22 protein-coding genes are annotated in these 21,746 nt (G+C 53.0%); 11 read left to right on the forward strand and 11 right to left on the reverse strand.

The annotated features are described in order from the left end of the window. Positions 1 to 73: 73 nt before the first annotated feature. The 5 genes from rfbA to ACR0A1_RS20125 form a co-directional block, all read right to left on the reverse strand. Positions 74 to 943, reverse strand: a complete 870-nt coding sequence (rfbA, locus tag ACR0A1_RS20105; RefSeq protein ID WP_223118741.1) for a glucose-1-phosphate thymidylyltransferase RfbA — start codon at positions 941 to 943, stop codon at positions 74 to 76. After that, entirely contained in the window at positions 944 to 1,822 is an 879-nt protein-coding gene (gene rfbD, locus ACR0A1_RS20110) for a dTDP-4-dehydrorhamnose reductase (protein ID WP_480868997.1), read from the reverse strand. Further along, positions 1,819 to 2,859 (reverse strand): dTDP-glucose 4,6-dehydratase, encoded by a 1,041-nt coding sequence (gene rfbB / locus ACR0A1_RS20115; protein ID WP_170399789.1) that lies wholly within the window; start codon positions 2,857 to 2,859, stop codon positions 1,819 to 1,821. Before rfbB ends, rfbD begins: the two co-directional genes overlap by 4 nt. Beyond that, entirely contained in the window at positions 2,856 to 3,425 is a 570-nt protein-coding gene (gene rfbC / locus ACR0A1_RS20120) for a dTDP-4-dehydrorhamnose 3,5-epimerase (protein ID WP_170399786.1), read from the reverse strand. Before rfbC ends, rfbB begins: the two co-directional genes overlap by 4 nt. Before the next feature lie 211 nt (positions 3,426 to 3,636). After that, entirely contained in the window at positions 3,637 to 4,404 is a 768-nt protein-coding gene (locus tag ACR0A1_RS20125; RefSeq protein ID WP_170567842.1) for a WecB/TagA/CpsF family glycosyltransferase, read from the reverse strand. Between the two features lie 224 nt (positions 4,405 to 4,628). Between ACR0A1_RS20125 and ACR0A1_RS20130 the strand changes: the two genes are divergently transcribed. The 3 genes from ACR0A1_RS20130 (at position 4,629) to galE (ending at position 7,040) form a co-directional block, all read left to right on the forward strand. Then, complete coding sequence (locus tag ACR0A1_RS20130) at positions 4,629 to 4,766, forward strand: integrase core domain-containing protein (protein WP_480869000.1); 138 nt, start codon at positions 4,629 to 4,631, stop codon at positions 4,764 to 4,766. A gap of 168 nt (positions 4,767 to 4,934) precedes the next feature. Further along, a complete protein-coding gene (locus ACR0A1_RS20135; protein ID WP_170567840.1) occupies positions 4,935 to 5,708 on the forward strand; it encodes a 4'-phosphopantetheinyl transferase superfamily protein in 774 nt (257 codons plus the stop codon). 318 nt (positions 5,709 to 6,026) lie between these two features. Continuing rightward, positions 6,027 to 7,040 carry a UDP-glucose 4-epimerase GalE gene (gene galE, locus ACR0A1_RS20140; RefSeq protein WP_170598672.1) on the forward strand — a complete coding sequence of 338 codons (1,014 nt, stop codon included), beginning with the start codon at positions 6,027 to 6,029 and terminating at the stop codon, positions 7,038 to 7,040. Here the strand turns inward: galE and ACR0A1_RS20145 are convergent. From ACR0A1_RS20145 to ACR0A1_RS20155, 3 genes are all read right to left on the reverse strand, one after another. Continuing rightward, a complete protein-coding gene (locus ACR0A1_RS20145) occupies positions 7,037 to 7,207 on the reverse strand; it encodes a hypothetical protein (RefSeq protein ID WP_480755191.1) in 171 nt (56 codons plus the stop codon). The two genes, galE and ACR0A1_RS20145, sit on opposite strands and share 4 nt — an antisense overlap. Before the next feature lie 80 nt (positions 7,208 to 7,287). Then, positions 7,288 to 8,544, reverse strand: a complete 1,257-nt coding sequence (locus tag ACR0A1_RS20150) for a hypothetical protein (RefSeq protein ID WP_170399773.1) — start codon at positions 8,542 to 8,544, stop codon at positions 7,288 to 7,290. A gap of 176 nt (positions 8,545 to 8,720) precedes the next feature. After that, positions 8,721 to 9,317 (reverse strand): polysaccharide biosynthesis/export family protein, encoded by a 597-nt coding sequence (locus ACR0A1_RS20155; protein ID WP_170399770.1) that lies wholly within the window; start codon positions 9,315 to 9,317, stop codon positions 8,721 to 8,723. Between the two features lie 365 nt (positions 9,318 to 9,682). Here ACR0A1_RS20155 and ACR0A1_RS20160 point away from each other — a divergent pair, with 365 nt between their 5' ends. After that, on the forward strand, positions 9,683 to 10,741 hold the full coding sequence (locus ACR0A1_RS20160; RefSeq protein WP_480755184.1) for a tyrosine-type recombinase/integrase: 1,059 nt from the start codon (positions 9,683 to 9,685) through the stop codon (positions 10,739 to 10,741). 200 nt (positions 10,742 to 10,941) lie between these two features. Here the strand turns inward: ACR0A1_RS20160 and ACR0A1_RS20165 are convergent, their stop codons facing one another. Next, complete coding sequence (locus tag ACR0A1_RS20165; RefSeq protein ID WP_255612277.1) at positions 10,942 to 11,466, reverse strand: isopropylmalate isomerase; 525 nt, start codon at positions 11,464 to 11,466, stop codon at positions 10,942 to 10,944. A 183-nt stretch (positions 11,467 to 11,649) separates the two neighbouring features. Beyond that, complete coding sequence (locus ACR0A1_RS20170) at positions 11,650 to 12,666, reverse strand: replication initiator protein A (RefSeq protein WP_480755186.1); 1,017 nt, start codon at positions 12,664 to 12,666, stop codon at positions 11,650 to 11,652. A 466-nt stretch (positions 12,667 to 13,132) separates the two neighbouring features. On the opposite strand from ACR0A1_RS20170, the gene ACR0A1_RS20175 reads away from it, so the two are divergent. The 6 genes from ACR0A1_RS20175 (at position 13,133) to ACR0A1_RS20200 (ending at position 19,303) form a co-directional block, all read left to right on the forward strand. Beyond that, complete coding sequence (locus ACR0A1_RS20175) at positions 13,133 to 14,518, forward strand: AAA family ATPase (RefSeq protein WP_170567830.1); 1,386 nt, start codon at positions 13,133 to 13,135, stop codon at positions 14,516 to 14,518. A 19-nt stretch (positions 14,519 to 14,537) separates the two neighbouring features. Beyond that, on the forward strand, positions 14,538 to 15,521 hold the full coding sequence (locus tag ACR0A1_RS20180) for a ParB/RepB/Spo0J family partition protein (RefSeq protein ID WP_480537314.1): 984 nt from the start codon (positions 14,538 to 14,540) through the stop codon (positions 15,519 to 15,521). Between the two features lie 421 nt (positions 15,522 to 15,942). After that, positions 15,943 to 17,085 carry a dTDP-4-amino-4,6-dideoxygalactose transaminase gene (gene rffA, locus ACR0A1_RS20185; RefSeq protein ID WP_170567826.1) on the forward strand — a complete coding sequence of 381 codons (1,143 nt, stop codon included), beginning with the start codon at positions 15,943 to 15,945 and terminating at the stop codon, positions 17,083 to 17,085. Then, on the forward strand, positions 17,082 to 18,074 hold the full coding sequence (locus ACR0A1_RS20190) for a glycosyltransferase family 2 protein (protein WP_480755189.1): 993 nt from the start codon (positions 17,082 to 17,084) through the stop codon (positions 18,072 to 18,074). Before rffA ends, ACR0A1_RS20190 begins: the two co-directional genes overlap by 4 nt. After that, complete coding sequence (locus ACR0A1_RS20195) at positions 18,067 to 18,453, forward strand: GtrA family protein (RefSeq protein WP_170598660.1); 387 nt, start codon at positions 18,067 to 18,069, stop codon at positions 18,451 to 18,453. Before ACR0A1_RS20190 ends, ACR0A1_RS20195 begins: the two co-directional genes overlap by 8 nt. After that, entirely contained in the window at positions 18,434 to 19,303 is an 870-nt protein-coding gene (locus ACR0A1_RS20200; RefSeq protein ID WP_170399746.1) for an acyltransferase, read from the forward strand. Before ACR0A1_RS20195 ends, ACR0A1_RS20200 begins: the two co-directional genes overlap by 20 nt. Here the strand turns inward: ACR0A1_RS20200 and ACR0A1_RS20205 are convergent. Further along, a complete protein-coding gene (locus ACR0A1_RS20205) occupies positions 19,296 to 20,864 on the reverse strand; it encodes a hypothetical protein (protein WP_480437956.1) in 1,569 nt (522 codons plus the stop codon). The two genes, ACR0A1_RS20200 and ACR0A1_RS20205, sit on opposite strands and share 8 nt — an antisense overlap. A gap of 697 nt (positions 20,865 to 21,561) precedes the next feature. On the opposite strand from ACR0A1_RS20205, the gene ACR0A1_RS20210 reads away from it, so the two are divergent. Beyond that, positions 21,562 to 21,746 (forward strand): hypothetical protein (locus ACR0A1_RS20210; RefSeq protein ID WP_480459937.1); only part of this gene is annotated, 185 nt, incomplete at its 3' end.

A 21,746-nucleotide genomic window follows, 5' to 3' on the forward strand; every position in this document is an offset into this window, starting at 1 on the left:
AACAAAGCCATAGATTTTGTAAACGTGTTAAACGAGAACAACAATTTAAACCAATCGAGATACTTCACATATATCAATTCAGAAGTAGTTTTAGATACTTACCATAAGTAGACTTAGCAAACAGCCGGGACCGTTCTTCAAGCGCTTCATCATCAATCCAGCCGTTAGCCCAGGCGATCTCATCCAGGCTGCCGGTCTGCATCCCTTGCCGGTCTGTAAGTGTGCGCACGAAGTTTCCCGCATCCAGCAGCGACCCATGTGTACCGGTATCCAACCAGGCAAAGCCACGGCCCATGGTCTGAACATTTAGCAAGCCTTCGTTCAGATACATCTCCAGCAGGGACGTGATCTCAAGCTCGCCCCGCTCGGACGGTTGGACCTGACGGGCACGGGCAGGGGCATCGCCGTCAAGGAAATAGAGCCCGGTCACCGCGTAGTTTGAGGGCGGTACTTTCGGCTTCTCGATGATGCCGCGTACTTTCTGACCTTCGAAATCAACCACGCCGTAGCGTTCGGGGTCGGCAACGCGATAGGCGAACACAGATCCACCACGCTCTTGTAGATCTGCTTCGCGCAGCAAATCCGGCAGGCCGTGGCCGAAGAAGATATTGTCACCCAGGATCATCGCGGACGGGGCACCTGCAAGGAAATCCTCTGCCAAAGTATAAGCCTGCGCCAGACCGTCAGGCGATGGCTGAGTGATCCAGGTAAGCGACAGGCCGTACTGACTGCCGTCACCCAACAGACGCTGAAACTGATCCTGATCCTGTGGTGTTGTGATGATCGCGATCTCGCGGATCTGTGACAGCATGAGCACGCTCAGCGGGTAGAAGATCATCGGCTTGTCATAGATCGGCAGCAACTGTTTTGAGACCGCCATGGTGATCGGATACAGCCGAGTACCCGAACCGCCAGCCAGAATGATACCTTTGCGTTGCATGATCTATCCTTTCAAGGCAGGGCTATCTGCAACCTTCAGATCGGCCAGCACCTGCGCCAATCCGGCTTTCCAGTCAGGCCGCCCAAGCCCGTAAATGTCATTGAGCCGCGAACACTCCAGCCGTGAATTCAGCGGTCTGGGGGCCGGGGTCGGGTAATCTGTTGTCGGAATATCGGTGATCTGGGTTGCCAGCCCCGCCTGCGAGACAATTTCGCGCGCGAAACCGGCCCAGCTGACATCGGGTGTCCCGGAATAGTGAAACAGCCCGCCTTCGGCCTGTCGTCCGGTTTTGGCTATGGCCAGCAGCGTCTTGGCAATATCAGCTGCCGGTGTCGGCCCCCCGATCTGATCCGCCACGATGGTCAGCGTGTCACGGGTCTCGGCCAGCCTAAGGATGGTTTTGACAAAGTTGTGTCCGTGGGCCGAAAACACCCAACTTGTCCTTAGGATCGCATACCACCCCCCCGCTTGGGAAATCTGGTGTTCTCCCACCAGCTTGGTCTGGCCATAAGAACCCAAAGGGTCTGTCGGGTCCTGCGTGGTGCGGGGCATATCCCCCGCCCCGTCAAACACATAGTCGGTTGAGATGTGTAGGAAGGGCAAATCACGCTCTGCTGCGGCGCGCGCCATAGCCCCTGGTGTATCCCCGTTGATCACCCAGGCTAGCTGGGGCTCATCCTCGGCCCTGTCGACCGCCGTGTAAGCTGCGGCGTTGATGATCACGTCCGCATCCGTGCTTCGGATAGCGTCAACACAGCTCTGCGGATCAGATAGATCTGCTTGAGAGCGGTCCAGCGCCTCGACCGAGATGCCGTGCGTCGGCGCGCGTCGGCGCAGTTCCGTAGCGACCTGCCCGCTATGGCCGAAGACCAGTGCCTTCATTCGGCCACCCCGAGCCGCTCTCCCACGCCGCTGCGGTTCTGCAGAGCAGCCAGCCATGCGCCATTGTCCAGATACCACTGAACCGTCTGTTCCAACCCGGTTTCAGGTGTGTAAGAGGGGCGCCAGTTCAACTCGTTCCGAATACGGGCTGGGTCGATGGCATAGCGACGATCATGACCGGGGCGGTCAGTGACAAAGGTGATCAGATCGGCGTAGGGCGTTTTGCCCGGCTTCAACCGATCGAGTATCGCGCAGAGCATTTTGACCAAATCGAGATTGGTCATCTCGTTCTCACCGCCAATATTGTAGCTGCGGCCCAGCTCACCTTTTTCCAGCACCAACAGCAGTGCCTCGGCATGGTCTTCGACATGCAGCCAGTCGCGGATGTTGTCCCCTGCCCCATAGATCGGGATGGGTTTGCCAGCCAGCGCGTTCAGGATCACCACCGGGATGAGTTTTTCCGGAAACTGATAGGGGCCGTAATTGTTCGAGCAATTGGTCAGAACCACCGGCAGGCCATAGGTTTCGCGCCAGGCCCGGACAAGGTGGTCGGACCCGGCCTTCGAGGCCGAATAAGGCGAATTGGGCTGATAGGGGCTGTCTTCGGTGAAAAACCCGGTCTTGCCCAAAGATCCGAACACTTCATCGGTTGAGATATGATGAAAGCGGAAGCTCTGGGGCTTGCCGGCACCGATCCAATAGGCGCGCGCGGCTTCCAACAGGACATAGGTGCCGGTGATGTTGGTGTCGATAAAGGCCGCAGGACCATCGATCGAGCGGTCGACATGGCTTTCGGCGGCCAGATGCATGATTACATCCGGCTGGTGCCTGTTCAAGATCGCCGCCATCGCCCCCGCATCCCGGATGTCAGCCTGCTCGAATGCGTATTCAGGCACATCCGCAACGGAAGCGATATTCTCCAGACAGGCCGCATAGGTCAAAGCATCGATATTGACGACCGCATGGCCTTCAGCAATTGCGCGGCGGATGACAGCAGAGCCAATAAAACCGGCACCGCCCGTGACCATAATTTTCATTCACCATCCTCAATCACAAACGGAGTATCTATATTTCGCAAAAATGGAGCTGCTTTATCTTTATCTGACAATTGCGGTTCGGCTAGGTCCAGCGGCCAATTAATTCCAATATCGGGATCATCCCACCGAATGGCGCCTTCTGTTTCCGGAGCGTAGGTGTCGGAGCATTTATAGATGATCTCGGTCTCCGGCTCTAATGTCATGAAGCCATGAGCAAACCCGGCGGGCACCAGCAACATTCGACCGTTTTCAAAACTGAGTTCTGCGCCGACCCAATCGCCGAAGGTGGGAGAACCTTTGCGGATGTCTACGGCGACGTCAAAAAAGCGTCCGCGCCCACAGCGAACCAGCTTGGCCTGCGCTCTTGGAGGCGCTTGGAAATGCAGGCCACGTATTGTGCCAACAGCACCGGAAAGCGAGTGGTTATCCTGAACGAAGACCGTATCGATGCCCGCATCGGTAAAACTGTTCACGTTGTAGGTTTCTTCGAAGAACCCGCGATGATCACCAAACCGTCTGGGCGTGATCAGGATCACCTCTGGGATTGCAAGAGGTACCAATTTCATCGTCACAAATGTCTTATTCCACTATGTGGCATTGTCACACTCATAGGTCATGTCATAGCTGTTCGTGCATGTCCACTGAGGTTATCCCCGAGAGACACAGGAGATAGTGTTCGATGCGCACGACAAGGCGTTCGCTTTCTTCGGTGGGCCCTGTGCGTGGGGCATTTACGATAGTCCGGGGCGGTCGCCGAAATGCCAGATGGATCGCTTGTCAATTCTGTCTCCCAATCCGTCGCGCCTCGCGCACCAACCCCGGTAAAATCAGAATACATTGCCAATAGCGCCCAGCTAGGCGCTTTGGGTTCCTCAGCATACGCCATACCCATTCTAGCGCCAGTGTCCTTACCCATTTGGGTGCACGAGTCTGGCTACCCGCGATGAAATCAAGCCCAGCACCGATTGAGACAAATCCGCAGCCAGGAGCATGCCTGCGCCCTTCAATCGCCAATTGTTCCTGCTTGGGCGCCCCCAAAGCCAGAAAGCACAGTTGCGCTCCGGACTGTCGTATTGCTTCAAGATAGGAAACAGCCTTCACCCCCTGGGGATCAAACCCAAAAGGGGGCGCAATCTGTTCAACCACACGCAATTCTGGGTATTGGGTAGTCAATCTCTGTGCCGCCCGATCAAGTGTTTCAGGTGTGGCTCCCAAAAACGCCACAGGTACATTATCGCGAGCGGCCATTTCGGCCAGAGGCTCTATCAACTCGGATCCCGGCATCAGATCAACCTCCCGCCCCGCCATCCGCGAGAGCCACACGATCGGGTTACCATCTGCTACAATATGACTATGCGCTTTATAAGATTGGAAGAAGTCAGGGTTGCCACGCATCTTCACAATGTGGTCGAGGTTCAATGTCGCCAGTGCAAACCCCTGACTTCTTTGCCAGTGCTCCTGGATGCTTTTGAACAATCCAGCCCGATCAGGGAAGTTTACAAGATCCAGAACTTTGGCTGTATGCTGGATATCTGTCTCACTCATTGCCGCATCACTCATACAGGCTGCCAGTGACGGAAATAGGAACTTGGTCTCTTCCTTGATGCGTGAGTGTCCTTTCATTGTCCATAGTACTTTGCAAAAGCATCTGGTTCTTTTCGAACCGTTTGGGCAAATTCTTTCGGCTTCAGTTCAGATCTTGCTTTGTCTAGAATCTTGAACACAGATCCGGGTGTTTGATCCCAGGGTTTGATGGTGCGATCCGTTCGTTGGAAGAGAAGGAAGCCCGCGAGAAGATCACAGCCTGGAAGGAGGACTATAACCAATACGGATCCCACTCATCCCTCGGCAATCTCACGCCGCAGGAATTTGCAACGAAATCGAGACTGGAAACCAAGGCCGCATAAGGTCAGGAATCAAACGACGGATTCTCCTAAACGCTGGAGGGAAGTTGGGTCTTAGGTCATGATCTTTACCGACAAATGCTTATTAGAGCGTTCACTTTCTCCATGGCGGACCTTTTATGAATCGGGAAGCTCAAAAATGCACAATTCAATAGGGTCATTGGAAAGCTAATGGCACCCATTCTTGGAAGTGAGGGAATTCCCGGTGATCTGGCGGAATTGTCTGGTTCATTCCTCGCAGGCATTAGTAGTTACCCAATCATGCGCGCGCGTATGACATTGCTTCAATGCTGCTATGATGTCGACCGTTTTGAAGATGCTCACTATAAAACCTTGGGTGTGCGCTTTCCCGAACAGTTCAAATACGCGGTTAAAAGTCGCCGCGCAGAGTATCTTGCAGGGCGAGTTCTTGCACATGTTGGATTGTCGAGTCTTGGTATCAAGAACGTCCACATTCCGTCAGGCCGCAACCGGGAGCCGATCTGGCCTAAAAATGCAATTGGTTCAATTACTCATTCTTATGGTCGTTGCGCAACCATACTCTCAAACAACTCGAGGGATCGCGTAGGGGTAGATATTGAACGTATAGTTGACGGTGAAACGCTCGCTGCAGTCCAAGAAGTATGCCTTTCATGCAAGGAACGAAAGCTACTGAACACACAAACTGGTTATTCGCGCCTCGAGCTGGCTACATTGATGTTTTCGGCAAAAGAAACACTTTTCAAGATGCTCTACCCGTCAGTTCGTTGCCACTTTGGTTATGAGACTGCGATGGTAAGAGAAATTCCTACAAGCGACACCATAAGTCTTTACCTAACGGAGAATCTTCGAGGCGGTTTTCGTTCAGGCTCAACCTTCGAAATACGCTTTAGTTTCCATTGTAATTTTGTGCTCACTTGGGCGACGCTAGGTGAGCCAAACCCCCAGCCGCGCTCTATTGGCTGAGAAACGACGAAACCCATCCCGACCAGCGGGGGGCATCAACTGCTCCTACCCATAGCAGACCAACCGACAACCACGATTGATCAGGCTGAAGCAATCCTCTGAGGTACAAAAGAGATTAAAAACCAGTCAATCGAGAAACCCGCATGCTGCGTCAAGGGAATGCGGCGCAGATTGAAACAGCGTCGCCCCTGATCCCACGATGCCGGCCATCCGCTCGTGCTCCAAATCATTTGATGGCTAACACGATTGCGTTGGTATAGGGTCTCCTTTGGCTGAAAGACCGTGCAACGATAACAAGGCGACAAGGAATTAGGCGGTATGCGTGTACTGTTGACCGGCGGTGCCGGATATATTGGAAGCCATACGCTATTAAAACTGCTGCAAGATGGCATTGACGTGCTGGCGCTGGATAACTTCTCCAACAGCTCGCCTGAAGTGTTGCGCCGGGTCCAGAAACTAACCAACTCGAGCTTTGCAACTCACGTTGGCGATTATCGCGCCCCAGATGTGCTTGATGAGGTCTTTGAGAAATTTCGCCCCGACGCGGTCATTCACTTTGCGGGATTAAAAGCGGTTGGTGAGTCCAACGAAAAACCACTGACCTATTACGCGCAGAATGTTTCGGGCAGCATAAACCTGCTGGACTGCATGCAGCGGCACGGCTGCCAGAATATCGTCTTCTCATCTTCTGCCACGGTTTATGGCGAGGCGCAGTATCTTCCGTATGACGAAGATCACCCACTAAACCCCACCAATCCGTACGGTCGCACAAAATACTTTATCGAAGAGATTATCCGCGATTGGATTGCTTCACGACCGCACGCGAGTGCCGTCCTCTTGCGGTATTTTAACCCGGTTGGGGCGGATGAGTCTGGCAATATCGGAGAGGATCCGCGCGCGATCCCAAATAATCTGCTGCCCTACATCTCTCAGGTGGCAGTCGGCAGACTCAAAGAGCTCAGCATTTTTGGCAACAATTATGAAACTCGGGATGGCACGGGCGAGCGTGATTATATCCATATTGATGATCTAGCGGCAGCCCATCTTGCCGCCGTCAAATACGCTCACGAGAACCATGGATGCGAAGCCATTAATGTCGGTACCGGAACAGGAATCACTGTATTGGAAATGGTGAAAGCGTTCGAGGAAGCATCAGGCAGAGAAATCCCATTCAAAATCGCGGAAAGGCGCCAAGGTGATGTAGCACGTAGTTTTGCCGAAGTGTCCAAAGCACAAAGGTTACTTGATTGGACCGCTAAGCGTGACTTAACTGATATATGTAGAACAGCATGGAACTGGCAATCTAAAAACCCGTCGGGCTTTGAGCATTAATCACTACCTTGGGTTTTGATGTTACCTGAGAAGCAATGAGCAAATTGCCCTACCTTTCCCACACCTAGCGAACACCCCGATGGGTCCGGGGAATTTTCAGGTGGGTGTCCCGCGTTTTCAGGCACTTCCCATGCAGCCTCCAGAAACTGGCGGTGCTGTGAAGCCATGATGGTGACTTCTTTGGAGGAAAGACCGAAGAACTCGACATCAAACTCTTCAAACCGACCCAAGGAGCATCAGCAACGTGTTAGGGCCGCCAGGCGAACTCTCTACCAATTGAAAAAAATGCTAAAGGGCTTGTCGCGCGGCCGAGGCCGTCTTCGTCTCGTATACGGTAGTTAAGGCCGGCATTTAAGACCCACTCGGACTCAAGCTCATAACTATAAACAGCATTCAAATCTGTCCGCTCAACGCGTGGGTCAACGATAGTATCATCGGTAAGGACTTGGGTTGCGGAAAACCCGAGACGGGAAGAGGGGCCAAGACCCAGAATATAGACGATGTCTAAGATGTACTCATCGCGAAACACGTCATCATCTGTAATAACAACATCCCGGTCAAAAAAGACACGGATTTCGTTTTCTCCGAAAACTTGAGCGTAGCTTAACGACCCGATGGGCTCAGTCTTTCCATCATTTGTATGCGCAACGCCAAGGCTCGCCAAAAAGTCCCCGCCGAGGACTTCTCTGCTACGACCAACCCTCAACCTATTGAGGCGCCCGGCTGTAGCGAGCTCAGTTTCCAAATCGAATGTTGCCGTACCGTTTGGCATATCATGTTCGATACCGAAACTGCCAATCGGGCCAGTGGTAAGCGCATCACCCTCTATGTCGCGCCGATCATCAATGTCGGTATACCCAAAGGCAAAATTGACGCGAGTTCTTGACGTGAGTTCGTGGAGTAGTCCAAGCGTTATGTCTTTGGTAGTCCGATGCCGTTGATCCGGATCATCTTCTTCAAATCGCTCCGCGCTGACATCTACGGTAGCTGTGGTTATTGGAGATAAGGCAAAGCTGACTCCCGCTCCTGCACTGATGGTACTGTTATCGGAAAGCGTTGGGCTTGTTTGATCAGTATATCTGAGTTCCTGGGCATCTACGCGGAAATAGTATCCAATCAAGTCCCGGCGACCAAAGTCCATTTGGAAGGCCAGGTTGTATTCATTGCGCGTTCCGTCGCCGGTCAGGTCAGGGAAATCGGACGGTATGCGTAGTACACCATCGTCATCGAGGAAAGTTCGCAGCGATCGCGAAAATCCGATATCGTAGCTTGAGAAATCGGCACCAAAATCTAAGCCAGCGTTGGCCCCATCACGAATGTAATCAAAATTGAAAATTGAATCGCCAATATCGAATTCATTACCTCTATTTGGCAAATCAGACCAACGCAGGGCGGTGACGGCATCCAAACTCAGGCTTTGGATTGGGGTTTCGCTGGACAGCCCGAATGACAAGATTGTCGAAGAAATCGTTCCATGGCCCTCTTCGGGGACATCAAGTGTCAAGTTTTCTCCGGATTCTATACGTTGAGCGAGGCCTAGCGTCATTTGGGGGCCACCGGGATCTAGGTCTACACCTTGAGCTCTGGCACGATTATCTGAGTTTACGACAAAACACACAGCGCCACACAACGCCGTCTGTACAAATAGCCTTTGTTTCACTGCCCCGCCCCTTTTCGGGGTTATTCGAACAAGCGCCGTTCTGGAATTACGATCACATCTCCATCGGCTAGCTTTGTCGACGCCCCTGTTCCTGTGCCATCCAGCATCGCATCATAGTTAAACTGGTACACGGTTTCTTTACCTGATTTGTCTGTACGGCGCAGCATTATCCGTTTTGTAGCGGCAAATCTAGAAAATCCACCCATCTCGCCGAAGAATTGCAGAAGTGTTGTACCACTTTCCGGTGTATGTCGCCCTGGTGATCCGGCTTCGCCTATCACAAAAACATCAATTGTTCTGCGAAATGGCTCTCGCGGCTCATTGAGTGAACCGAGCGACACAAAAACATTCGGCTGAGAGGCGAAGTTAGGAGCCAGTAGCTGCGCCAGTTCATTGCTAACCTGTTCAACGCTTCGACCTGAAGCACGCAGCGTACCCGCTAGCGGTATGTTGATCCGACCATCCGGAGGTACTAGGACTTCACGGTTCAGACTTTCATCTTCCAGCACTTCAATAAGCAGCGTATCACCTGATTGAATGCGATAACCCTGCGCCATGGCTGGTAATGCCATAGCCCCGATCACGATTGAAGCGAGCAGCACGACAATAGATTTCATATTCAGACTCTTCCATTTTGCCTTGAGCTCTTCTCGGCGATCTGCCGAATACTCAGTGACCTTTTACCGTTTCATTTTGGCCTTCTTTTGCTGGGAATTCCACGGTTTCTTCCAAATCGCATGAAATTTGTCTTTCTTTGACGTGGTTTGGTAACGATAAAAGACTTTTGAAATTTTTGCTGCTCATCAACCAATACTACCCCCGTGCTAATCTGATAAAAATAGGATAAATGTCAGCTTAGCGCGCATTATTCTAACCTTATGCTTATTATTAGGTATGTACTATAATTCATCAATCATATCCGATAAGTATCCCTTATCAGGAGTAATTGATCTTGCCGCGAAAACCGCGCAGAATGGACCACATGAAGCCCCCTGCCCCATATCTCCCGGCCGCCTCCCCTGCCCTGTCTCAAGCCGATCAAGAGGCGCTGACGGACCTCTATGTCCGCGGCACGCCTGCCAATACGCTGCGGGCTTATGAGCGCGACCTGCTCTATGTCACCGCCTGGAAGTCAGCGCGCTTCAGCACGGCGCTGGATTGGCCTGAGAGTGAGGCCACAGCCCTGGCTTTCATTCTCGATCATGCCCGCGATCTTGGCGATGCGCCCAAAGGCGACATCGCCCGGCAGGCGGCGGAAGGACTGATTGCGCAAGGACTGCGCAGATCGCTGGCCTGCCCTGCCCCGTCGACACTGGACCGGCGCATCGCCTCCTGGCTGGCCTTTCACCGGATGAAGAACCTTGCCTCACCGTTCGATGCGCCGCAGGTCAAGCAGGCCCGCGCCAAAGCGCGTCGTGCCGCTGCGCGCGCCCCAGCCCCGAAATCCGCCCATCCGATCACCCGCGATGTGCTGGAGCAGATGCTGGCCACCTGCCGCGGCTCCCGCCGCGACTGTCGCGACCGGGCGATCCTGATGCTGGGTTGGGCCTCGGGCGGCCGGCGCCGGTCTGAGATCACCGGGCTGCGGCGCGAAGATGTGTCGCTGAAAGAGTTTGAGAAATCAGGCGTGGTCTGGGTCTCCCTGCTGGAAACCAAGACCACGAGCAAGGGCGAGACGCCCCGGTTGGTGCTGAAGGGCCGCGCCGCACAGGCGCTGGTGTATTGGGTCGAGGTTGGACAGATCGAGGATGGCCCCCTGTTCCGCCCGATCTCGAAAGCGGACCGGGTGCTGAAGCGCCGCCTGACCCCGGATGCGATTGCGCAGATCGTCAAGCACCGGCTGAAACTGGCCGGGCTACCGGACGACTTCGCCTCACCCCACGGGCTACGCTCGGGCTTTCTGACCCAGGCCGCGCTCGACGGCGCCCCGATCCAGGCTGCCATGCGCCTGTCGCTGCACCGCTCTCTCGCGCAGGCACAGAAATATTACGATGACGTTGACATCGTTGAAAACCCAGCGGCGGATTTGTTGGGATATTAAAGTTTCAGCGGAGAATCCGGCGATGTCATCAAGGTTTCTGCGGCTAGTGAAAGATAAGTTCACAGGATTGGTTAAGCATCGAAGCCTTAAATTTGAAGTAATAAAGTTCTACCGTATTTTTGATTGCGGCGCTTTGTTACTCATTATGGCTGCTTTTTCGCCCTGCCCCATTTCTCTTGATAATGTCCAGTAATCTTGCCTTATCGGACTCGATCAGAATTCCACCGAGGATGCAGAAGACCTGCGATCAGGATCAATACAAGACCGGACAGTTCCAGAACCCAGTTTGCCCGGATGGAATAAATCTCCATACCGATCAGCGTATCGACATGGTGAAAACCAGCCGCGCGGATTAAGATAAAGGCCAATACAACACATAGCCCCAAAAGCGCGAGCCATGTTCGTCTCAGACTTCTTCCCAACAACAGCGCCGCCGCCCAACCAATGATCAGGCAGCAGATCCCAACAGCTCCAATGAAGGCCAACTGCACCGGACGACGGTTCTCATACCAACCCTGCTCGATCGCAAGACAGCGTGCGGAAGCGGTTAGAAAAGATTGCAGGTCTAATTGCTTATTGAGCGCGAGCAGAGACAAAAGCACGGCCAATAACACCCAGAACGCTCTTTCCCGGCCCGCCAGAGCCGCAGGAAAATCCCCAACTAACGCAGTACGCAAGCTTACAACCGCCGCGACAACATAGGCAACCACTGTGAGCCAGCCCATGAGACTCGGGTCTCCAATCGTCGGCGACCAGCTTTCAAACGCACATTCCAGCATAACGCCCTTCCAAGCTCAGTCCTGTTGCCCTTTATTCCACATCTCTAAAACACAACCCTTTTCGCATGCGAAACACTAGCGCAAGCGGTTCCGAAAAATAGGGGAATTCCGAGACACCTGACCGGAAAATCACATCTCGGCAGCGCGTTTCTTTACCCACCCAAGAAAGGCAGCGTCCGCGCTTTTGAGGCGAGGTTGGCCGGAGGCGTGCCACATGGCGCGCCAGTCGGCCTCCAGCGCATAGACATCCCAGCCAGGTATCAAGCGACGGGCGGTCTCGAAAGTCTCCGGGGCAAGCGCAGCCCCTGCTCCTGCGGACTCCTCAATCACGGCCATCGGGCGCACGCAGATCATATCCCCCGGCTCCTCGGTGAGCGTGTAATCCGGCAACCGGCCATCACGAATGATCTCGCGCACCATGGCACGGAACACTCTGCGCGGAGAGGCCGAGCCCGACTTCTTGCAGAGCACCTCTATCGAAACCCGCCATTCCGGCTGACGTCCGCAATGCTTGCGTGCCAGCTCGTAAAGACGGCGCTCCAACGGGCGGCGCAGTCGGAAATACTCTCTATTCAAGGTCAAAACCGACTTCGCCAGTACGGCACGATAGAGCCAGTCAGACAGTGTGACCGCCACGCTGACCATACGGCCGCCGCGGGTACGCCGCACAATTTCCCAGCGTTCGATCAGACCGAACCCAGTGGTGACTTCGAGCGGATCATCCTTGGGACCCGTGGCGATATTGGTGGTGATGCGTGTGCCTGCCAAGCGCTCAAAGGCATCGCGCAGCCGTCGGTAGCCATCCCCGGAGGTTTCCCGCCCCGTCGCCAGCAGCAGGTCATGAGCGGTCAGCGTGAGTGTACGCGCCGTCGGTTTGCCTGCATTGAGCGCGGCCACCAACTGCGAGATGCAAAAGATCAGGATATCTGCATCAAAGATCGTAGCGCGCCCTTTGACGGATGGCGTGACCACAACCTCCACATCATTGTGCCGGTATTCGAGTATGCGCCGATCTGGACGCGTCGAGAGGGAAAAGAGCGGATGCTCCATCGAAGCGAGATCATGTTTGGGCACCGCTGCAAAGAAATCGCAAACGAAAAAGTCCTCAGGTCCCGCCCCGCCGCCGGTCGCAATACCTGCATTCATCAGAAGGCTCCGATCCGCAATGCGGTCGGTAGAAAATATGTCATGGCTCTGCTCGATCCCACCGCGCTTGTCCCGATTAGGCTGCCCGGCTTTCGGTGTTTCATTAACACCCGACCCTAGGGGAGGGGTTCGATTCTGTCCACAGGGCCACTGTTCAGATCGTGGCTTCAGAGTCGCTCAAACGTGGGATCAGAATCACTCTATCGTGGCTTCAGAGTCACTTGAAGACAAAGAGGTATCTAAAATATATTCAATATCAATATGTTACCGAAGACATAGATATTTCGTAACTATATAATAACTAAAAATTAACAAGCTTAAGGGACCAAACCAGCAAATCACCAAACCTTTTCACATTAAGGCAAATCTCTGAAATTACTTAGAAAGAGTCGGAAGGGGCATATGTTTTCTTGCATGTACCATGATTTTTGATATTCTGGAAAAAACGTGATACATGGAGAGGCTTATGAGCAGAGCAGACCTCCCGCCCTATTTCAACATCTCTCCCGATGCAGCTTTGTCATCATTGCAAAATTCTGTGTCTACTCAAGACTTCAGAGAGATTGCGGAAGCCTGTCTAAAGGGGCGCACAGATCTTGCAAGCCGAGGGCTGGATGCAACAGGGGCCAAGAACTTGCGCCTGTTCTCCACGTGGGAAATCACCAAATATCTGATCCCCGTAGCTCCCGCTCATTTCCGTCGTGTGTTGCGCACTCATCCTGACTTGCCACAGGGGCGCTCTGAGACAGAGGGTGGCGCGAAGTGGTTTACCTTTGATGAGGTCTTGCGGTTGCGGGCGCATTTTGGTGCGGAAGGATCTAAGGCCAAAGAATATCTGCCTTATCGTCCGGAGGGCCTGCCCGCCAAGATTGCGGCCGTGGCCAATTTCAAAGGCGGGGTTGGCAAGACTTCAACGGCAGCGCATCTCGCAATGTCTGCCGCGCTCGACGGCTACAAGGTGCTGGTGATTGATCTCGACAGCCAGGGGTCGATGACGTCAATTCTTAACGGACAAGTTGAAGACGAATGGCAGACGGTCTTCCCACTGATCGCGCGGCATTATGCGATGCATTTGCGCAGCGAAAACCAGCGGCGGCTGGACCGAGGCGAAGCTCCCCTGCCACTTGATGAAACACTGACAGAAGCACTGGACATCAGCTCGGTGGATCTCATCCGCCCCACCCATTGGCCCAACATTGATCTGATCGGTGCGCAGTTGAACCTCTACTGGTCCGAATTCCAAATCCCCGTCTGGCGTCTTGCCGCTCGCAGCTGGAAGCTTTGGGATGCTCTCACCGAGGCGCTGGAAGCCGATGGCGTGCTGGATCAGTATGATCTCATCGTGCTCGATACGCCCCCCGCCCTTGGCTATCTGACAATTAACGGCCTGGCGGCAGCGGATATCCTGATCGTGCCCACCGGCGCCTCCTTCGTGGAGTTTGACAGCACGGGGCGGTTTTTTGACATGATGCACTCTGCTTTTGAGTCCATTGAAGAAGGTGAAAACATGGCCGCACGGGCGCTTGGGCGTGCCGAGCTAAGATTTGAGTGGGATGCGGTGCAGACTGTGATCACCCGTTACGATGCCTCGCAACAGGCCGAGATGGCAGGGCTCATGCAGGCCTATCTCGGGCGGCGCCTGTCTCCCTTCCGGCAAGATTACACTGCTCTGATTGGTCAGACGGGCGAGCAGGTGCATGGTATCTATGAGGCTGATTACCGCGACTTTAACCGCGACACCTATGCCCGCGGACGGGCAACCTTCGATGAGACCTATGCCGCATTCAAGCAACTTCTCATCGGAGCATGGCGCCGTGATGAACTGGCGCAGGCGACATCGGCGGCTGAGTAACCAGACAGGGAGACAGAGCATGGCCAAACGCAGACGATTGGAACCGGCCAACCCTGAGAATGTGTCTCCGGCACAGGAGATCAGGACCCATGGAGCGGCCCTTGGCGCACCCGGACGTGCGCCGATCGCCCATGTGACGCGCGAGGCCGCAGGGCAGGGTGCTTTTGAAGAGGTTGCTGAGGCGATGCGCGCTGCCCGCGAAGAGGGGCGCTTGATCCAGTCTCTGCCAGTGGATGACATCAAGGTGGATCATCTGCTGCGCGACCGGATCGTGTTGGACCCTGATGAAATGGCGGCCCTTCAGGCTAGCCTGGCGGCGCGTGGGCAGCAAACACCCATTGAAGTCGTGGCGCTGCCGGATGGCGGATATGGCCTGATCTCGGGTCTGCGCCGGCTGGAAGCGCTAAAAGCTCTAAAGCAGGGCTCTGTGCTGGCGCTGATCCGGGCTCCAGAGAGCGCCGATGCCGCTTATGTCGCGATGGTCGAAGAAAACGAGATCCGCGCCAACCTGTCGTTCTACGAACGCGCCCGTGTGGCCTCGGAGGCCGCACGCATCGGCGTCTATGCTTCAGGGGAAGCTGCCGTCCAAGGACTCTTTGCCCATGCCAGCGCGTCTAAGCGGTCCAAAATCCTTGCGTTCATGCGTCTGCACAACGCTCTGGGCACACATCTGCGCTTCCCGGCGGCCATCCCCGAGAAACTCGGACTCGCCCTGGTCAAAACCATCGAAACAACGCCAGGGTTCGGAAAACGCCTCACTGACAGTTTGCGCAAGACACCGGCCGTGGACTCGATATCCGAACGCCGCGCGCTGGAACGCGCGCTGGCGAAAGTGTCAAACGGGCAGGGCGTGCGCTCTGCGCAAACTAAAACGCGCGGTGAAGAAGTTGCCAAAGGGGTTTACCTGGAAGCCAAACGAGGGCGGATCGTGTTGCAAGGGCAGGGGCTGGACGCTGGACTGGTGGAAGATCTGCGTAAGTGGCTCGCTAAACGGCGTGCCTAACACATTTTCAGAAAATGCGTGGCGCGCACCAACACTAGAGGAGCATTTGAGACGTTTCAGCCCAAAGGGTCTCGAAGTGCTTATGTTTCCACAGCTCAGCATACAATTTCCCTTATTTACAGTCTGATAGAACGTTCGCTTTCGCATGCGAAAAAAGAATCTAGCTCCAAACGAGATCCTTGTATCTGAAGTGTGTTCGTCGACAACATGAAGGCAGCCCTAAGCAATGCCGAGAATGGCTTCGTCGAAATTTCCACATCAATACAATGTTGTCGGAATTTAGTGCCTAGCCATGAGCTACGAAAAACAAGGTTTGGATGGACGAGCTATCAACGGTAAACAGAGGCCAATGCAAAAGACATTCACTTTGCGTAGTATTGTAATAAAGTTACTATCTGAAAACAATTTTTAGAAGATAAAGATGAACGAAATAGATGTCCCATTCAACAAACCGAGTCTTGTTGGAAATGAAATAAAATATGTCCGGGATGCCGTGCGACGGGGGCAATTGGCTGGTGACGGAACATACACTGAGCGCTGTTGTAATTTGCTCAAGGCGCAGTTGGGTGCGCCAAGTGTACTACTAACACATTCTTGTACGGCTGCACTTGAAATGGCGGCGATGCTTTGTGATTTGGCGCCAGGAGATGAGGTCATAATGCCCTCTTTCACCTTTGTCTCAACAGCCAATGCGGTTGTCCTGCGCGGTGCCACGCCTGTGTTTGTAGATATTGATGTGTCGACCCTCTGCATGGCCCCCGATGCAGTTGAAGCGGCAATCACAGAGAAGACGCGGGCTATCTTTGCAGTGCATTATGCTGGGTTTCCGGCGGACATAGAGCGTCTCGTTATGTTAGCAAAGGCTCATGATCTGTTTTTGGTTGAAGATGCTGCCCAAGCGCTTGGGTCAACCTATAATGGTCAGCAAGCAGGGACTTTCGGTGACGCTGCCACCTTCAGTTTTCATGAGACCAAGAACGTCATCAGTGGCGAAGGAGGTGCGTTGGTTATCAATCGTCCAGACTGGGTGGAGCGTGCCGAGATTATCCGAGAAAAGGGGACCAACCGGTCGCAGTTCTTTCGCGGTGCTGTCGACAAATATACTTGGGTGGATGTTGGGTCTTCCTATCTGCCGGGAGAATTAATAGCGGCCTTTTTGCTCGCGCAAATAGAAACGCAGGACGCCATCCGAACGCGGCGATTATCGGTCTTTGACACTTATTTCGAGGCATTTGAGGCGCAGGTGGCGCAAAGACAGATCAGATTGCCCGATACGCCTCTAAATTGCGAAGGCAACGGGCATATGTTTTATCTTTTGATGGACTCGCTGAACACGCGGACTGAGTTCATCAATTTTATGAGGCAGAATGGCGTGATCACGCCTTTTCACTACGTGCCACTGCACAGCTCGCCAGGGGGACAGAAATTTGGCCGTACATCAGGTGACTTACGTGTTACCAATATGATTTCGGACACTTTGGTTCGTTTGCCGATGTTCTTTGACCTTGGAAGCGACGTAGAGACGGTGATTGAGGTCGCGAATAGGGCGCTCGAAAATACATGACGAATAGCATTCAAACAGCCCATGATGCGCCGGCGACGTTGATCAGTGTCATCTCTCCAATATATGGATGCCGTAGCACGCTGACAGAGCTTGCCAAGCGCGTAGAGATGGCTTTCCAAGATGAATGTCTTGATTGGGAACTTGTGCTCGTTGATGATCGCGGCCCAGATCAACCTTGGCCGGTGATAGAAGAGCTGTCTGCAAAAGATCCACGTATCCGAGGTATCAGGTTGGCGCGCAATCATGGACAACACCTCGCGATCTGGGCGGGGCTGGAAGCTGCGCGCGGTGATTTCATCGTTGTGATTGACTGCGATTTGCAGGATGATCCCAGTGTTATCCCAGAGCTTTATCGTCTTGTGCAGCAAGATGATGTGGAAGCCGTTATTGTGGATCGGGGCACATGGTCGGACTCAAAGCTCCGGCGGATGGCATCAAACTCTTTCTATGCGCTCGTAAAGTGGCTCGCCGGGGTCAAGATCGACAATATCGGCAACTTCGGTATCTACAGCCGCCGTATGGTCAACACATTATTGCTGTTTACCGAGCAAGAGATTTTCTTGCCCATTATGGTGAGCCTCACAGGGTACCCAACGACAAAACATCAAGTCGACCGGGGTACCCGCCATGAGGGTTCCAGTTCTTATAATTTTCTCCGGCTTTTGCGCCTAGCTGTTGCGATTGTGATCCGGTTCTCTGACCGCCCTCTGAAACTGAGTGTGCTGTTGGGCGGTGCCCTAAGCGGAATGTCTGCGTTGATTTCCTTTGTCTTGCTTATGATGTGGCTGGCGGGAAGCTTCACAGTCCAGGGTTGGACCAGTACCATCTTGTCAATCTGGTTCTTATCAGGGCTGATCTTGGCCACTCTGGGAATACATGGGTTTTATCTGGGTCGTGTTTTCCGAGAGGTGCAAGGGCGCCCTCGCATCTTGATCCAGGAGACCACGGATCTTGAAGAGACTGCACTGTCTCGTGCGCGGGATGTGTGACACTGTGATCCCAAGGAGCCTTTACCGATACGGTCTTGTGGGAATAGGCTCAAATCTGGTGGTATATTGTGTTTTCGTTGTCTTGATCTGGGGCGCAGTTCCGCCCGTTTGGGCCGCTGCAATATGCTACGTATTTGGTTTGGGCATAAGCTATTTGGCCAATCGACGCTGGTCCTTTGAAAGTACCGCAGGCCACCGATCTGATTTGGTCCGTTTTCTTCTGGCCTATGGTGTTGGCTTTGTCGCTACGCTTGGATTTATCTTTGTATTGACACAGTTTCTAAGGCCCGAGGTTGCTCAGTTTCTCAACATTGGCCTAACGGCTGCAGTGATTTATAGTTGTTTAAGGCTCTTTGGGTTTGGCAAAGCAAAGTTCTAAAACTATTTCCAAGGCTGCCACGCCAGTTAACTTACAGGTGCGGGAAACAAAAAAGATCATGCTCTATACACAGAAAAACGCAGAGACACAGATCGATATTGGTAAGCAGACACGAATTGGGGAGAATGTCACTTTCGGCCCGAGCTGCAAAACCATCTCAATTGGATTTGGCTGTTTCCTGGGCCGTGATTTATACATCGATGTCGAGCACCTAACTATTGGGGATTACACAACTATCCACCATGGAGGTATCATCCATGGTATCGAAACCAGTATAGGCCACAATTGCTGGTTCGGTCATTATTGTATCATCGACTCTTTGGGTGGTCTCACGCGAATTGGGAACAACGTGGGGGCTGGGGCGCACTCGCAACTTTGGAGCCATATGAAATTTGGCGATATGCTAGCAGGTTGTCGATGGAATTCATCTGGTTCGCTTATATTGGAAGATGATGTTTGGCTCGTCGGACATTCAATTACGGGGCCCATTAAAGCTGCTAAACGCTCAATGCTGATGACCGGTAGTGTTGCTGTCAAAGATCTGGAAGAAAACCATATCTATTCCGGTTCCCCTGCCAAAGATATAACTGCCCATTTAGGACTGCAATTTGATGATCCTGATTTGGAGCAGAGGCAAAAGAATTTCGCTTCTCTTAAAGCGCAATACGCTAAAGAGACGGGCCTCAGTGTCGAGGCTTTCCTGGATGTTTCAAGTTTTGATCCGGTTACCGCAAACGTGACGCAGTTTAACTTGATGGAGAGAACTTACCGTCCTCGCTATACACAGGATGAGTACGGCTTCATGCGCTTCCTGCTCTATGATCGTGCAAAATTTGTACCAGTTAATTAGAGCCTTTTGCGCAATTGGTAAGCGCAAGCCTTTGGTGTGCATATACCTCCCAATAATTAGAAATGGTGCACACAGTGAATTTATCTGTCATTTTTGATCTGAGGATTGAGGTGGCTCCGAATGCTTCGCCACGTGCAAGAAGAATAATGTCGATATCGTCGCTCAACGCGCGATCTGGGCCGAGCTCCGGCGCGCTAGCCCGTTGCCACAGCGGGTAACCGGCAACGGGCTTGGCCAGAAGTGCGTGTTCAAAAGTAATGCCAGAATCTGCAACGACACCCCATTGAGATGGCTCACCTAATGCGCGCAAAGCGGTGATGCCGTCCGCAAGCATTTCATATTGGGTAGGACCGCTCGATTCCCCTTGCTGCTCCGGTACACTCAAATACCGCGCATAGGGTCCATGTTCGATCAGGCGTTCCGATTTTCGCGAATATCCCTCCGCCGCAGCGCCAAGCATATTCGCCACATGTGGCGTGGCAAAAGCCAGGATGAGGATGACCGAGATATATCGAATAACGGGTTCGTGTTCGGCAGAGTGTTTCCGGGCGAGTTCCGCGCATCCAATGCACAAAGCGATGAAAGTAGGCAGGGCCAACTGGCCGAGAGATCCATTGCCGCCCATGGTTGCGGTCATGCCGACGACTGTCCCTGCAAGAATAATAGCTGATGCGACTGGCACTCGTATTGTTGCGTCTTTGACACAAAGGGCAACGGCAAACAAAGTCGCGCAAAGGGCAACCGGTTGGTAAAGTGGGATTTGTACACTTTTCCTTATGAGCCCCATAATGCCGTTGCTCTCGCCCACATGAGCGAGGGCATAATCCAATGAGCCAAAGAAGCGCTGAAGGTTGGGGTCAAACACAAGTACAAACAGCCCCAATCCAATTAGCGCACCGCCTGCTGCAAACCAACGCCGCATGATCAACAGCGCAATGAAAAGACCGGGCAGAACGAGCACAAACGTGGATTTCGTCAAGCAGACAGCGCCCACCAACATGCCAGAAACACCGCCCCCAAACACCTCACGGCGTTTACGATCGTTTTTGAAGAATACAAACAACGTCACAACAAACATCGCAGCTTGCGCAAAACGATTATAAAAAAAGGAATGCGTTGAGATTACCCGGATAACCTGGTCATTAAACTCCAGTGGATATCGTGTCAGCAATAGAGTGAGAATGACTAATGCCACGCCAGAGAAACCAAGTGGCGACATATGAGTTCTCGAAAACAGAAATGCACATGCGATGAGTGCGCAACCTAAGAAAATACTATGTAGGTAAAACACTGAAGCATGAGTCCCGAACACATACATTGTCCAGCTAAGTGTTTCGGATATGAAGCCGCCGTAAAAGTGGCCGAAGTCAATAACGGGCCGAAGCCCTTCTAAAATACGCCAGGCCGCTCCCAGTATGAAAAACGTGTCAGCAAAGTGGTCTGTGTCATAAAATATCCCGACGAAAAATGAGAATACAGCGATCAGAGAGATCAAAAGAATGAGTGAGCAATTTATGACAAGAAGAAAACGGTCGAAAGAGCACCTAAATTTTAAAGTCACTTTTTAAGCCTTTGATTTTCGTTTGTATTTGTAACGTAGAGAGTGCAGCTTGTTAATCTTGTCCTGTGACCTAAAGTAGGCTGAGGAGCAAAGTCCACAGAAGGGCTTTTGGGTCTGGCCGCTACCTTTTGATCAGTTCCGCAGGAGTGATCCATTTAGATTTCTGATACGTGACCGGGATCAAGTTCACTCCGTTTCGGGGTAAGACTTCATGGGATCTTTCAGGTTTGATTCAATTGGACCGTAAATTCACCGGGCGTCAAGTTTCCGGCGCAATGGCCTTTCCAGTCACTGCTCCGTGCCCGGCATCACGCCTTGGTGGACCCGAGCCTAAACCCACTTGGCGAACGAGCCCCGACTCCCGTCCTAGGCGGCTGTTAAATGCCTGCAGATATCCGCTGATCAGCAGAATGCTGCCGACCGAAGCCCAGAACGCTTGGTCAGTAAAGAATGTCTGAATCCGACGTGCTAGGGAGAATCTCAATACCACTCACAAAGTTGGGCGCCGCCTCCGGGGCCTTTCGCAAAAAAAACACAAACAAGGCCCGAAAATGACCAACTGGTTGTAAACAAAAACCATGTTGCCAATAGGATTGTAATGAGTTCAGAACCCACAGTTCTCACTTCTTTAATTGTGACGCCTTTACGCAACTAGGAATCGTGCCACTCACTCTGACCTAGTCATTGGATCACCTATATGCCTGCATCTCAAAATCCTTCGTCTTCGCGTCTGGCAGCCTTGGAAGGCTTCCGCATGGCCTTCTTCGCGCTTGATTTCATGCCCAAGAGTTTGTCGCAGATTGATTTTTCTGCTGCAGCGGATGAAACGACGCTCACCAATGCACTGAACTACGATGGGAGCACTCAGATCTGGGAGGGCGG

The sequence above is a fragment of the Ruegeria sp. D6 genome, from assembly GCF_056534365.1.